The organism is Enterococcus sp. DIV0703 (assembly GCF_051711065.1).
GTDB classification, from domain to species: Bacteria; Bacillota; Bacilli; order Lactobacillales; family Enterococcaceae; genus Enterococcus_B; species Enterococcus_B hirae.
On record NZ_JBIOLX010000001.1, the window covers coordinates 368,343 to 382,628 of the forward strand.

Below are 14,286 nucleotides of genomic sequence, written 5' to 3' on the forward strand. Positions count from 1 at the left end.
GGTGCTTAAAATATATACTGGATAATCTGATCAATTTTAGCCATATCTTGTAAAGGTAAATTTTCGACCTTTTTGAGTTTTCTTTCCTTGAAATCAAGTGATTTTAATTGAGAAATAAGTACTTGTCCCTTTGTATTTAAATCTTTGGGAAGCGAATAGCGTGTCGGTAGATTTTTTATAGTAGAAGTAATTGGATAGATTATTGCAAACATTGTTGTGCAATTAAATTCATAACGAGATACAACCAAGCCTGGTCTTCTCTTTTTGAATTTCTTTGCCTGTGGATGGATCAAAATCGATCCAAACAATATCCCCTTTTTTAGGAATATAATTTCTAGCTTTAGGCACTATAAAATTTCTCCCCCTTTAGGAGTTAAGTCTTTCCATTCATCTTTTTCGTAATACTCAGCTTCTTGTCCAGCACTAAATGGATCTTCGATTTTAGGAACTAATGTGATTGTCCCATCTTCAGAGTAGACAACAATATATTCTTGATTTTCTGAAGGTTTTTTACCATTGTCAGATGGTAGAGTAATTACTACAGAACCACCTTGTAATCTAGATTTTGTAATGAGCACATATACCACCTCTTTACTCTTATAGTACTATACAACATTAAGTAACGAAAATTTTTTCCTATATTTATTTATAAATGTTAAGTGTCCTGAAACGATCTTTTTTGTACAATTATTATTTTTGGTATGTTTTTTTTTCTAATTTCATGGTTGAGGAGGTCTATAGTACCAACTAACTTTATTAGTATGGAAAATGTCTTTTATATAAATTTTACAAGTTAAGTCAAGTGATATAATTGACAAATAATAGCATAACCGTTTTATTTTTCTGTACGGTTATTTCTTATAAAAAATATTGCAATCTAAAAAAAAGTTGATAAACATTTAAGTCAAAAACTTAATAGAGAAAGTCTTGTTTTTTCTGTCCAATATTTGGGCATTTCTTTTGATTTATAAAAAATCGAGTGTTATGTTTGAATTGTTTAGAGTTATTCTAAATAATTGAACAAGGAGGTTTCATCAATGGAGAAAACAAAGGTTATTATTGTCGGCGCATCTCATGGCGGACATCAATCGATTTTAGAATTGCTATCTAGATATGGTGAAAATGTCGATATCACCTTATTTGAAGCAGGGGATTATGTTTCGTTCATGTCATGTGGCATGGAATTATATTTAGAGGACCAAGTGACAGATGTTAATGATGTACGAAATTTCAGACCAGAAAACTTTCCACAACCCAATGTTCACATTTTAAACAATCATGAAGTAAAAGCGATTCATGCAGACCAAAAGACAGTAACGGTGACTAGTATCTTAGATAAGAGTACCAAAGAGTATGAATATGATAAATTGATCTTAAGCTCAGGAGTAAAACCAAATTCATTGCCAGTACCAGGAACAGATTTAGAGAACGTTTATTTGATGCGTGGGTACGATTGGGCTACTAGAATCAAAGATAAATTAACTGATCCAGCAATCAAAAATGTAGCTGTTATCGGTGCAGGCTATATCGGGATCGAAGCCGCTGAAGCTTTTCAAAAAGCAGGGAAAGAAGTGACGTTATTAGACGTGATTGATCGACCATTAGGCACTTATTTAGATCCGGAAATGACGGATATTTTAACCGAACATTTAAAAGAAAAGGGTATCAAAGTCGTGACGGGTGCGAAAATCACTGCTTTCACTGGTGAACAACAAGTCGCTGCGATTCAAACAGCAGATGAAGAAATCGCGACAGATCTTGTGATTCAAGCAGCTGGAGTCAAAGCGAATACGGAATGGCTAAAAGGAGTCGTAGATTTAGATGATCGTGGTTGGATCGTTACCGATGAATATTTGCAAACCAATTTACCTGATGTGTATGCAGTAGGGGATGCAACCCTTGCTTATTCGATACCTGCCCGCTCAAAAATGCCGATTGCACTAGCAACAGTGGCAAGAAGAGAAGCACGATATGTAGTCAAACATCTATTTGAGGATACACCAAGCCAACCATTTGGAGGCGTTGTAGGTTCTTCGGCATTAAGTGTTTTTGATTATCACTTTGCAGCTAGTGGTTTGAATAGTTTTACAGCAGGAAAAGCAGGCGTAGCCATTCGCACAGCTTATTATGAAGATACTATTCGTCCTAAATATGTACCTGAAGAATATGGGAACACGAAAGTTTCAATCCAATTATTCTTTGACCCAATGACACATCAAGTCCTTGGCGGAGCTGTTTTATCTACTTATGATGTGACTGCTCAAGGCAACGTACTAGCGCTAGCGATCCAACAAAAACTGACGATTGAAGATTTAGCAGAAGCTGACTTTTTCTTCCAACCAGGTTTTGATCGCCAATGGAATATGATCAATCTAGCCGCGCAACAAGCATTGGGAGAAGAACCATTTGTAGAATAAAATCAAACAATTAGAGACATTCATTAGACATGTTGTATTTTACGTAAAATATAAATGAACCGCCTGAAACACTTCAATTGTTTCAGGCGGTTTTTGTTATTTTTTTGTGTTAATAACTTTTATTTACTATTTTACAGCTAGAATTAGTAAGATGCACCATTCATGTTTAAACTACTCTTTTTACATCCGTTTTTTTTCGGAAATAATCAGGTGTTTTTCCGGTTTCTTTTTGGAAAAGTTTGAAAATCGAAGGGACACTTTTATAGCCGATTTTTAAGGCAATCGTACTTAAACTATCGTTTGTTTCTAGCATGAGTCGCTTTGCTTCAGATAAGCGTTTTTGATCGATCAACTCTTGGAAACTACTACCGGTTTTATTTTTTAACAAGTTGCTTAAATAGTTTTTGTTATAGCCAAAAGTTTCTCCTAATTGCTGTAAGGTGATTTCTGCATAGTGATCATTGATATAATCTAAGATTTGAATCAGCGGCTCATTACGAATCGTTTTTTTATTCGTGATAATCACTGGTGCTTGGGCGCTTTCTACCATCAGTGAAGAAAATAATAAATTCAGCAAAAGTTGCTTATGCACAGACTCTTTTTGATAAGTGGTCATCATCAGACTTTTAATTAGCTGATACGCTAAGGGACTCATTGATAAGTCTAGTAGGATATAACTAGTATGTTCAGTAGGCGAACGGGTTGCTTGAAAGAAAAAATCTGTGATTAGATTATTGGATTTTGGTAGATTAGGCAATAGAATATTTTGAATAGCTGGAATATCAAGGAGGAAATTGATCAAGATATCCTCTGCTCCTACATAATCGATTTGTTGGATAACCTTACTATCTAACAGAAGTAACTGTCCTTTTTCTAAATGAAAAACGTCACCGTTCAAACGCTGGGTGCACTGCCCATTGAATAAAAAATTCAACTCAATAAAATGATGGGTATGCGCGGGTGTGTAAGAAAATCTTGGATGTTTGTTAATTGCGATTGATCCAAACTCAAAGAACTTACTTTTAGGAATTTCTGGAACGATCGAACGATGATAGTTGAGGTTCATCGTATTAATATTTTTACCTGATTTTTTTTGCAATTTTTCGATTTCCGTTTCTTTGAATAACTCTGCGATCCATTTCTCCATGAACTTCACCTCTTGATGGTCATCTTACCTTGCTATTAATGTAACACAACTTCTTAACCAAAAAACCTGTAGATTTGATATAAACATTCTGGATTTTGGAAATTGTTCCCTGAATATGAAAGCGGTTAATATGTAGAGGGAGAAAAAGCATAAGTGTTTAGGAAGGAGAACTTAAATCTTTTAGCTGTTGATTGATAACGGCTGTTTCTGTTTTTTTAAGTGATGGAAAGTACAAAATGGAAATCTCTAACTTTATTTTTGAAGTAGAGTGAGCTATCAAAATGACTAAACAAATGTGTTCATTTGGCTTAACTTTCGCTAGTTTGGGTGAGACGTACGGGGCTGTTTCATTTGTTATTAATCAATGTGTTCAAAAGGCTTAGACTATCAGTTATTGACAATGAGAAAAAAGAATCGTGCATGATTACCATTGCTACGATCCAAAACCAAGGAGTGTGGAAGATGAATAGTGAAAAACAAACAAGATGGTTATGGTACCCAGGAGATTTTGAAATCAGACAAGGATTATTACAAAATTTTTCAAGAGAAGAAAGAGGTTATGACTGGCCTGCTTATTGGAACGTTGATGATTGTCATAAAAATGTGAAATTCAAACGTTACTACGAACTGACAGAACCAACTTCTTTTATTGTTTATGCAACAGGGATTGGCTATGTGGAAGTGAATGGGAAAAAGTATCCACTTAAAGAAACAATCAATTGTCAGCCTGGAAAGAATAAAATCAGGATTTTTGTAGGCAACGCAACTGGATTACCCGCTGTCTTTGTCGAAGGAGAGGTTATTAAGAGTGATTTAGGTTGGCGAGCAAGTAACTTTATTGAAGAACTACCAGCTGGTTGGAGCTCACTTTATTTGGATAAAGCAAACGATCCAAATCATGTCTATTTTGAAAAAAAAGTGGTTACACCTGTTTCAATCAACGAACAGAATGATGGGGTATTGATCGATTATGGTCGTGCGGTTTACGGAACACTGGCAATCAAAAAAATGACACATGGGCAACCGATCATGATTTGCTACGGTGAATCTGCATCAGAAGCATTGGATGTGGAGATGTGCTATTACAAGGAAAAAGCAGCTACTGTTGAAACAATCCCAAGAAAGCGCGCTTTTCGCTATTTGTTTGTTCCAAATGTTGCGAAGGAGGAAATTGAGATCGAGGCGATCCATGAATCCCTTCCTTTAACCAATCATGCTGCTTTTTCTTCAGACAATGTCCTTTTAAATAAGATTTGGGAAGTATCTGTGGAAACATTTACCCTATGTAGCGGGTTGTTCTTTATCGATGGGATCAAGCGAGATCGGTGGATCTGGTCAGGCGATGCTTACCAAAGCTATTTTATCAATCAATACCTCTTTTTCGATGAAGAAATCAATACTCGAACGATGTTAGCGCTTCGTGGGCAAAATGAAATCAAGCAACATATGAATACGATCGTTGACTACTCGATTTTATGGATCATCGCTGTTGAGAATCACTATTTAATGACGGGCGACACGGTTTTCTTGAAACAAATCTATCCTAAGATGAAGACGATGATGGACTATCTCCAAGCACAAACGAATGAACTTGGCTTTATTTATGGGCGAGAAAAAGATTGGTTGTTTATTGATTGGACGGAGATGGATCGAGAAGGAACCTTGGCAGCAGAACAAATTCTATTGCTTAAAGCTTACCAAACGATGATGACTTGTGGAGCTGTTTTGGGTGAAGTAGATGACTATGAACAGAAGTATCAACAACTAAAAGAAAACGTCATGAGCTATTTCTGGGACGAAGAAAAGCAGGCATTTATTGATTCCTATGAATCGAAAAAGCGCCACGTAACTCGTCATGCCAATATTTTTGCCATTTTATTCGATTTAGTGGAACAAGAAAAGAAAGAACAGATTTTAACCCATGTATTGTTAAACCCTGAAATTACCCAGATCACGACACCTTATTTCAAATTTTTCGAGCAAGATGCTCTATGTAAAATGGGTCAAACAGACCAAGTGTATCAAATCATCTGTGATTACTGGGGCGGAATGGTTGAAAGAGGGGCAGTGACATTCTGGGAAGAATATATCCCTGAGGAAACGGGCGAACAAGTGTATGAAATGTATGGGGATCCTTTTGGCAAAAGCTTATGCCATGCTTGGGGAGCAAGCCCAATCTATCTATTAGGCAGATATTTCGCAGGTGTCCGACCACTTTCACCAGGATATCAAACTTTCGTCGTTGAACCTAATCTAGATGCCTTTGAAAGTCTAAACATGCAAATACCAATCAAAAATGGACTTGTCACAATTAATAAAGAACAAGAACAGTTACGCATTTCAACGACACGAGAAGGAGGGATTCTCCGTATCAACCAGCAAGAGGTTCATTTAGAGCCAGGAAAAAATTATGATATCTCCCTTGAAACAACTAAGAGCAAACAACTGATTTGAAAAAGGAGAGGATTGAAATGCAACAAACACGAATCAGTGTAAAGGAAAAAATTGGTTTTGCTTTAACAAATCTCGGAAATATCCCAGTGATGACGTTGTTGAATACGTACCTTTTGATTTTTTATACCGATGTAATTGGCATTAATCCTGCTGTAGTTAGTACGCTTTTTCTGGTCTCCAGACTACTTGATGGTTTCAGTGATCCTTTATTAGGTTTTTTGATCGATCGTTTCCCAGTGACACGCTTTGGCAAATATCGCCCGATTTTGGTGCTGGGAACAGTAATTTGTTGTATCAACTATTTACTTGTTTGGTTTGCACCGTTACTTTTTACTAGTCAAAAAATCGTCGTTATCTATATTTCTTATATTTTATTAGGTATCACTTTTGATTTAATGGATATCCCATTAAATAGTTTGATCCCCGTATTAACCGATCAAGAAGCCGATCGAAACATCTTGTCGTCCATAAAAGGTGTGTCGTATACAGTAGGACCTACTTGTTTGAATATTTTGGCACCGTTGATCCTTTCCGCTTACAATAATGGGCTTTCTGGGTATACCTTGTTGATTGTCGGAACGGTACTAGTCGTCTTGTTCTTCACGATTTTTGGTACATTAGCACTGAAAGAAAGAGGGAATGAAGAGCCCGCTGAATTATCGCAAGAGCGCGGCTATTCTTATAAAGAAGCGCTTGCTATCTTAAAAATTCGACCAGTGATGACCCTATTTATCAGTATGCTTTTTATTACCGCCGCAAGCAATATCTTTAGTGGATCGCTTTTGTATTATTTGAACTATATTTTGAATGACACAAAATTGCTAAGTTTCGCTAGTTTTTTAGGACTGTTTGGTGCTTTAGGAGCAGGTGTGTTGGTTCCTAGTTTATCTAAGCGATGGGGGAAGAAAAAAGTATATGTTGGCGCATTATCTTTACTCTGTTTAGCGATGATCGTGATGATCGGCATGCATCAATCGAAAATGATTTTCTTAGGGGCTTATCTTGCTGTCCAAGTTGGCTTAGGGCTAACCAATACTTTGCAATATAGTTTATCTGCTGATAACGTGGATCAAATAAAACACGAGTTGGGAATTGAAACAGCAGCGCTGATCGCTTCGTTGAATTCTTTTATCATGAAGTTTGCGATGGCGATTGGTGGAGCTATCCCAGGATTTGTCTTGAGCTATACAGGATATGTAGCGAATCAGGCGCAATTATCTAGCGCGTCATTTGGCATTATTTTCTCTACTTTTGTAGTACCACTTGTTTTTTACCTAATCACGCTCAGTGTTTTCCAAATCGGTTATCCAGCGAATTATTTATTTGTTACGACTAAGGAAAAACCTTCCATTGGTTGATTTGCTGCTTTTTCGTTCGTTAGACTGAAAGATAGTTACCTAATTACCTAAAAGATCTGGTTGCTATTGACGAAAAGCTAACTGAAAATGAAGAAAAAGGGGAGGATGCCAGTGTTTACCTTTGAGCAACTAAAAACATTTTTGATGGAAAATAACGAAATTGAGTGTCGACAACAAATTGATGGTCAAAATATCAATGACCAACAGTTGCCCTATGAGACAGTCGCAGTACCTAAAATGCCCAAAAACCAATTTTTCAAAGAGGGTAATATCTTTATCAATAAACATCATCGTTACGCTGAAATGCCTGCACATACGCATGAATTTGTTGAATTTAACTATATGTTGTCTGGTTCATGTGTCCAATATGTCAACGATAAGAAAATTCACTTGAAAGAAGGTGAATTGCTGTTATTAGACAAAGAAATCGTTCAGCGTATCGATCCTTTAGAAGAGGAAGACCTTTTGATTAATATTTTATTGAAAGGGGAATCGATTACGACTGACATCGTGATCAATATGGTGAAGTCACGTGGATTGGTCAATGAATTTCTATTAAATGCTTCGCAGGAAAAAGGAAAACATGATGAATTTATCCATTTTCATTGTGGTGATAACTTAGAAGTGCAAGGGTTATTGCACAAAATGATTTTGGAATATTACAACAAACAAGACTATTATATGCGGGCACTGAATCTGAGATTGTCTTTACTATTGATCGAACTTACCCGTGATTTAGAAGAATATGTTACGCAACGTGAGAATCAGGAATTATTAGAGATTTTACGATATATCGATCTTCATTTTCGAAAACTGACACTGAAAAATCTAGCGAAACATTTTGGTTATAATGCAAATTATTTAAGTAATAAATTGAAAAAAGAAACAGGGAGTTCTTTCCAAGAATTGGTCAATTCTTTGCGTTATAAAACGATGATCGAGTTGATGAGAGAAACGAATAAAACTTTTGAAGAAATCTCGTATGAACTTGGTTTTGAAACTCTTGCTTCTTTGTATAAATTAGTCGGAAAATACACAGAACTGACACCTAAAGAACTCAAAGATAGTCTGTTAAAAAAATAGAATAGGCAGTTGTGATGCAACGAGTCCTTTTTCTCAGGTGATCTGTAAAAAAGATTTGACCAATCATGAACTGGCAATGAAAAGCGAAGATTAACGAAAGCGTATTCCAAATGTATTGGATAAGTGTGAACCTTCTTTTCATTTCCTGAATGTTCGAAAAAGAATCGCTTGTTTGATTCGCTGAAGCATACGAATGTGATTTGGATAAAAAGAACACTTTTTTTGCTATAGTCCTGAGTAATTCATACGTTTACAATTCTAACTGTTCGAACTTATAAAACTTATTTTAAGGAGTGTTTTTTATGAAGAAACAACAGGCATCAACTACTACCACGGTCAAAGAGTATTCGCCTCTAGCTGTCGCTGCTGGAATTGGCTCCATGCTTGGATCTGGCTGTATTGTTGGACTCTCAGCGACGATTCCCGTTTGGCAAAAGGGACTAGAGCTGACAACTGGACAAGTCGGGATCGTTTCTGGCGGGCTAACTTTTGCAATCGCTTTCGGATCGCTGTTTACTGGACAGATATCAAAAGCATTTGGCTTGATCCGTTCATTTAACTGGATCAATTTGTTTTACGCGATCGGAGCTGAGGTCTGTATTCTAGCCACAAGTTTCCCAATGCTCCTATTAGGCGTGATTATCATGGGCGTAGCATCTGGAGCAGACTTACCATTAAGTTTGACCGTTGTTTCTCATGATGCACCTGATGAGCATACTTCTGCTCGTTTGATTTCTTCCACACAGATTTTTTGGCAAGTGGGGATATTCATTTCTTACATCTGTTCGTTTCTTTTATCGGGAATCGAAGGTGTGTTAGGAGCAAGAATTGTTTTTGCCATCTTATTTACGTTTGCAGTGATCACTTGGTTATGGCGAACACTTTCACCTAAGTTTAGACAATTTCATGAAGCCGGAGCTGCTCGACAAGCAATGACCAAAGTGACAAGCGACTCGAAAGAAGTTTCTTTCAAGACAGTACTATTTGGGGAAAACAAACAAAAATACCTTGGCTTTTTCGCCGCTATCTTGATTTTTTATGTGTGTTGGAACCTCTTAGCGAATACTTGGGGACAATTTCAAACCTATGCTTTGACAAATGCCGGAGCTAGTCAAGCACAAGCTACAGGATTAGGGATCGGGTTGAATGTGATTTCTTTAGCAACAACGATTGCATTTGCCTCTGTTGCAGGTGGTAAATTTAGAAACAAAGCTTTCTTTATTGGGGCAGTCGTTCAATTTGGCGCAATGTTAGGCATGGCATTGATCGGTGGCGGTGCAGGATTTATTGCATTAGCGATCACAATTGCTTTTTATAATTTTGGGAATCCACTAGCCGGAGAGGCAATCTACAAAGTGTGGACACAAGAATCTTTCCCAGCAGAAACACGAGCTTCACTTCAAGGGTTCATCAATGGTTTTTCAAGAATGTGTTGTGGATTATTTGCTTTTGTTACCCCTTACTTAGTTGCTCCTGATCGTATCCAGACGTCTATGTTTGGCTTTGCGGGAATCGTTTTAGTAGCAACAATTGCTGGAGTAATCATGATGCGTCTACAGAAAAAATACCCAGTGATTGATCCGGTGGATAAAGAGCTGGCTGAAGGAAAAATGACTGCATCGTTCACCAAGTAAAGAAGAGGAGAAAGCAAGATGGCATTTACTTTTCAAATCAATCAAGATGTGCGTTGGAAGAAAGACGAGACACTGCTGGCCAAAGCACAACAACATGTACCAAAGCTTTTGAAAACGAAGATCGAACCAGTAGCAATCACTGAAGTCGTTGAAGACCCACATGGTTTGAATGGGTATTCAGCAATTAACAGTGACAAAGAAATCAAACAACTAGCTGATTATACCTTAAAAAGGGATGAAGCGATTATCTTAGATTTAGGGGATCATTATGTTGGGCATTTTAGTCTGTCCATTGACTCGGTTGGTTCGCCAATGGATGCCCCTTTATATTTACAACTGAAATTTGCGGAAGTACCCGCTGAACTTGCGGCAGATTCTAGTGCGTATGATGGTTGGTTGTCAAGGTCTTGGATCCAAGAAGAATTTATTCATCTTGATGTTTTGCCGGCACGTTTAGAATTACCAAGAAGATATAGCTGTCGTTATATTGAGCTAAAGGTGTTGGATACTTCACCCAAGTGGCAAGCTAGTTTTTCTGATCCGCTTTTTATCGCAGAAAGTTGTGTGTCACTCGACCAATTACCAAAGCCTGTGATTGCTGATGAAGAACTTGCTTCCATCTACCAAGTTTCTGTTAAAACATTATTTGATTGCATGCAAGAAGTCTTTGAAGATGGGCCCAAACGAGATCGCCGATTATGGATTGGTGATTTACGTTTACAAGCGTTAGCGAATTATGCGACTTTCGGTGATTTAGCTTTAACGAAACGTTGCCTTTATTTATTTGGTGGGATGACGACCAGTGAAGGGAAGATTCCAGCCAATGTTTTCACAGCCCCGCAATTGACACCAGATGATACGTTTTTATTCGACTATAGTTTGTTTTTTGCAGTGATCTTAGCTGATTTTTATCAACAGACGAAAGATTCAGTTGTCTTGCAGGATTTATATCCAGTAGCGAAAAAGCAGATGGAACTAGCACTGACATGTGTCGATGAAGAGGGACGCCTGAATTTGTTAGAAGAGTGGCCAGTATTTATCGACTGGTCGAATGAGTTTGAAAAGAGTACAGCAGGGCAAGCAGTGTTGATCTATGCGATGAAACGATTCAACCAGTTGGCAGAACAAGTGAAAGATCCACAACTGAGTCATTACCAAGAAACAACAGAGAAACTGATTGCGTTTGCGAAGCAACAATTATTTGATGAAGAACAAAAGCAGTTTATTATTGAAACAACCGGAGAAATCAATGTGGCGAGTCAAGTTTGGATGGTTTTAGCAGAGGTCTTTGATCAACCAATGAATCGAGAAATTTTGGAGACGATGATTGCGCATCATTTTCCGATCACAGGGATTGCTACACCTTATATGTATCATCATGTAGTCGAAGCGTTATTTGTAGCTGGACTTCAAGAAGAAGCTATCCAGTTAATGAAAAACTATTGGGGCAAAATGATTCAGCTGGGAGCAGACACTTTTTGGGAAGCTTTTAAACCAGAAGAACCAGATTTTTCTCCTTATGGCAGCCCGATCATCAGTAGTTATTGCCATGCGTGGAGCTGTACGCCAGCGTACTTGATCGAAAAATATCTAAATTGAAAAAGCAGTCAGTTACTTTACATTGTCAACTGAAAAAAAGACAGTTGGATCGTTAAGTAATGATTCACTGATTCATCCTAGACATAAGCAAAGGTTTATCACTTACGAGAAGACTTGTACGTTTTTTGGGGGGAGTCCATGCGTTCCATATAATAGGATTAGGTGTTCCAATTATATGGCTTTGTTAGGATGTCGGTTCCTTTAGATGTAAAATATCTTCCCAAAAGTGAAAGTATTGATCGGTCAATTGGATTTCAACGATGTCCACCCAATGAATCAATTGCTCATCTAAGGAAAATCCTTTTTCTGTCATGTCTCGTTGGACAAATCCTCGATAAGAGTTGTTATCCTTGCAGCGGACAATGATTTCTTGTTTGGCAATAAACGCAGTGATAGCGATCGTTTCAAAATGTTGATGGACTGTTTTCAAAAAATCACTTCTTTCTAGTTTAGTGAAATAGGCATTTTATGCTGATCAATGGCAAAACGCTACTCTTCTTCAGGAAAACTTTGGTAAAATTCATCTTTGATCGGAACGATCTCTTCGTTAAGACTTCGGTTACTTAACGTTTCATGTTGTGTGACTGACTGGGGAAAATAGGAAACATCAAACCACTTATCTTCCTGTTTTATTTGAACATGTCGGACGTCACACCAGTGAACGGTCTGTTCTTCAAGGATAAAATAGTCGTGATAAGCTTCACCAGTAAAGAAACCCTCGATGCTTTCTAAGTAGCGGCCAAATTCATCCTTGGTATTTAATTGCAGACTTACTTTTTTATGGTAAAGAAAAGCCTCTAATAAAACACTATCCATTTCTTCTCGAGACATTTGTTCCAACGGACGAATCTCTCTCACTGCCCACGCTTCATTTTTTTTGATCCCAGTGACTAGCTCTTCCATAGCGAATGCGGTGCCCCATTTTAATCCGAATGGGCGATCTCGGTATTCATTGTAGTCGAGAAATTCTTTTTTTGTTCGACGCATAGCCCTCACCTTCAATACCGGCATGACCACCAGCGTGTCCGCCAACGAGTGAACTCCTTGCGATCGCACGGCCACCTTCTAATAAGCTATGGGCATGGACAATTGCACTGAACCCATATTTTTGGCGAATACGATCAACGACAAAATCGATTTTGGCATCGTTGACTTGTTCATCGGGATCTGTAAATAGATTCAATTGCAGACTGTCTGTGTAAATTAGTTTGGAGCAGTTGACACCGACACTGCGAATGTCTTGATGCTGGTAATGTTTACGAAAAAGATTCAATAAAATGAGACTGAGTTCATGACTAGAATTTGTCGGCTCAACTTTTAGTTGTTGATGAAATCCAGTTTTCCCTAGACGATCTCGATAACCTAAAGAGTAGCCCATCCACAAGCTAACAACTTGCGCTTTCGCATGTTCACGCCGCAGACGAGTTCCGACTTGATCAGCCATTTCTTTAAGAACGATTTCAAGTTCTTCACGCCTTGTATAATCACGATTCAAAATTTGACTATTCCCAATACTTTTTGATTTGGGGGTATAGTCTTCTCCCAAAAAGCTTCGATCAATTCCCCAAGCATGGGCAAAAAGCTGGGTGCCAATCACTCCAAATTTTTCTTTTAGTTGGTAATAATCCGCATGAGCTAAATCATGAACAGAATGAATCCCCAGTCGTTTGAGCCGTTTGGCTGTCCGATGTCCAATTCCCCAAAAATCGGTGAGAGAAGGAATACGCCAAACGTTGTTTGCCACATCTGCATAGCGCCATTCGGCCTTTCGCTCTTTTCCTTTAGAACCGTTATCCAACGCTAACTTAGCTAGTAGTGGATTATCACCAATCCCAATAGTTGTATGGATTCCTGTTTGTTGGTAGACATCCTGATAGATGATTTCAGCTAGATCCCAAGCACTTTTGACTTTAAAAAGTTTCAAACTGTTGGTGACATCAAGAAAGCTTTCATCGACAGAATAGACATGGTGATTCTCTTCATCCACGTACTTTTTATAAATAGCATTGATCTCGGTATTTTTTTTCATGTAGTAAGCCATTCGTGGAGGGACCATATAAAGATCGTCGGGATAGGGAAAGGGTAAATCTCTTGCTCGACTGATATTTGTAATATGATAGGCTTTTTTTGCGGCTGGACTAGCAGCTAAGATCAAGCCACTCCCACGTTCATCGGTTTTCCCTGACGGATAGGACATGACGACGAGTTTGGTTGTTAGAGGATCTAAATGACGTTCGGCACACTCAACAGAAGCATAAAACGACTTACAATCGATGCAAAGAATATCTCTCGAAGGTTCTTTTGTGTAATCAAAGACTGGATTTTGATTTCGAATCATATTCGTCACCTCTTCTTATTGATTAGAACACATGTTCGTGTTTTGTGTCAATGAAAAAAACGTGATGGAATGGGTAAAAAAACAGTGGAGAAGAAGATTTTTGTCTTTTTATCGTTTAGAGAAATGGGTAGTATCTGAAGCAAAATTAAATTGAAAGAAAAAACAGCTGGATGACCTCATTAGTTAATAAAAAAAGTTATTTTATTTTTTGCTGATCAGAAAGTCATTAGGAAGTTTTACACTGAAAAAAGAATGA

11 protein-coding genes and 1 pseudogene are annotated in these 14,286 nt (G+C 37.8%); 6 read left to right on the forward strand and 6 right to left on the reverse strand.

Translation table 11 applies throughout. From position 1 onward, the window contains the following. Window positions 1–5: 5 nt before the first annotated feature. Window positions 6–348, reverse strand: a pseudogene (locus IGK81_RS01710) (type II toxin-antitoxin system PemK/MazF family toxin). Next, window positions 348–578, reverse strand: a complete 231-nt coding sequence (mazE, locus tag IGK81_RS01715) for a type II toxin-antitoxin system PemI/MazE family antitoxin (RefSeq protein WP_034699428.1) — start codon at window positions 576–578, stop codon at window positions 348–350. Before mazE ends, IGK81_RS01710 begins: the two are co-directional and overlap by 1 nt. 459 nt (window positions 579–1,037) lie before the next feature. Here mazE and IGK81_RS01720 point away from each other — a divergent pair, with 459 nt between their 5' ends. Beyond that, window positions 1,038–2,417: an FAD-dependent oxidoreductase gene (locus IGK81_RS01720; protein WP_010720192.1), complete on the forward strand. Its 1,380-nt coding sequence runs from the start codon at window positions 1,038–1,040 to the stop codon at window positions 2,415–2,417. A 166-nt stretch (window positions 2,418–2,583) separates the two neighbouring features. On the opposite strand, the gene IGK81_RS01725 is transcribed toward IGK81_RS01720, so the two are convergent. Next, on the reverse strand, window positions 2,584–3,564 hold the full coding sequence (locus tag IGK81_RS01725; RefSeq protein ID WP_034699431.1) for an AraC family transcriptional regulator: 981 nt from the start codon (window positions 3,562–3,564) through the stop codon (window positions 2,584–2,586). A gap of 462 nt (window positions 3,565–4,026) precedes the next feature. On the opposite strand from IGK81_RS01725, the gene IGK81_RS01730 reads away from it, so the two are divergent. The 5 genes from IGK81_RS01730 (at window position 4,027) to IGK81_RS01750 (ending at window position 11,692) form a co-directional block, all read left to right on the forward strand. Further along, the gene (locus IGK81_RS01730) at window positions 4,027–6,018 is read left to right on the forward strand and encodes an amylo-alpha-1,6-glucosidase (protein ID WP_034699434.1); all 1,992 of its coding nucleotides are present in this window, start codon (window positions 4,027–4,029) and stop codon (window positions 6,016–6,018) included. A gap of 17 nt (window positions 6,019–6,035) precedes the next feature. Next, window positions 6,036–7,376, forward strand: coding sequence for an MFS transporter (locus IGK81_RS01735; protein WP_034699437.1), 1,341 nt, complete (start codon window positions 6,036–6,038; stop codon window positions 7,374–7,376). Window positions 7,377–7,487: 111 nt separating this feature from the next. Continuing rightward, a complete protein-coding gene (locus tag IGK81_RS01740; RefSeq protein WP_034699439.1) occupies window positions 7,488–8,459 on the forward strand; it encodes an AraC family transcriptional regulator in 972 nt (323 codons plus the stop codon). Window positions 8,460–8,761: 302 nt separating this feature from the next. Continuing rightward, the gene (locus tag IGK81_RS01745; RefSeq protein ID WP_431393517.1) at window positions 8,762–10,093 is read left to right on the forward strand and encodes an MFS transporter; all 1,332 of its coding nucleotides are present in this window, start codon (window positions 8,762–8,764) and stop codon (window positions 10,091–10,093) included. An 18-nt stretch (window positions 10,094–10,111) separates the two neighbouring features. Further along, complete coding sequence (locus IGK81_RS01750; RefSeq protein WP_034699441.1) at window positions 10,112–11,692, forward strand: family 78 glycoside hydrolase catalytic domain; 1,581 nt, start codon at window positions 10,112–10,114, stop codon at window positions 11,690–11,692. Window positions 11,693–11,876: 184 nt separating this feature from the next. On the opposite strand, the gene IGK81_RS01755 is transcribed toward IGK81_RS01750, so the two are convergent. Genes IGK81_RS01755 through IGK81_RS01765 form a run of 3 tightly spaced genes read right to left on the reverse strand, consistent with a single transcriptional unit; the run spans window position 11,877 to window position 14,030 of the window. Then, window positions 11,877–12,122 (reverse strand): hypothetical protein, encoded by a 246-nt coding sequence (locus tag IGK81_RS01755; RefSeq protein ID WP_034699443.1) that lies wholly within the window; start codon window positions 12,120–12,122, stop codon window positions 11,877–11,879. Window positions 12,123–12,181: 59 nt separating this feature from the next. After that, entirely contained in the window at window positions 12,182–12,679 is a 498-nt protein-coding gene (locus tag IGK81_RS01760) for a hypothetical protein (protein WP_034699446.1), read from the reverse strand. After that, complete coding sequence (locus IGK81_RS01765; RefSeq protein ID WP_181914787.1) at window positions 12,642–14,030, reverse strand: Y-family DNA polymerase; 1,389 nt, start codon at window positions 14,028–14,030, stop codon at window positions 12,642–12,644. Before IGK81_RS01765 ends, IGK81_RS01760 begins: the two co-directional genes overlap by 38 nt. Between the last annotated feature and the right edge of the window lie 256 nt (window positions 14,031–14,286).

Excerpts from the sequence above, each read along its gene's own strand:
- IGK81_RS01725 (WP_034699431.1), bottom strand. The coding sequence starts at position 3,564 with ATGGAGAAATGGATCGCAGAGTTATTCAAAGAAACGGAAATCGAAAAA.
- IGK81_RS01760 (WP_034699446.1), bottom strand. The coding sequence starts at position 12,679 with ATGCGTCGAACAAAAAAAGAATTTCTCGACTACAATGAATACCGAGAT.
- IGK81_RS01765 (WP_181914787.1), bottom strand. The coding sequence starts at position 14,030 with ATGATTCGAAATCAAAATCCAGTCTTTGATTACACAAAAGAACCTTCG.
- IGK81_RS01745 (WP_431393517.1), top strand. The coding sequence starts at position 8,762 with ATGAAGAAACAACAGGCATCAACTACTACCACGGTCAAAGAGTATTCG.
- IGK81_RS01750 (WP_034699441.1), top strand. The coding sequence starts at position 10,112 with ATGGCATTTACTTTTCAAATCAATCAAGATGTGCGTTGGAAGAAAGAC.
- IGK81_RS01730 (WP_034699434.1), top strand. The coding sequence starts at position 4,027 with ATGAATAGTGAAAAACAAACAAGATGGTTATGGTACCCAGGAGATTTT.
- IGK81_RS01735 (WP_034699437.1), top strand. The coding sequence starts at position 6,036 with ATGCAACAAACACGAATCAGTGTAAAGGAAAAAATTGGTTTTGCTTTA.
- IGK81_RS01720 (WP_010720192.1), top strand. The coding sequence starts at position 1,038 with ATGGAGAAAACAAAGGTTATTATTGTCGGCGCATCTCATGGCGGACAT.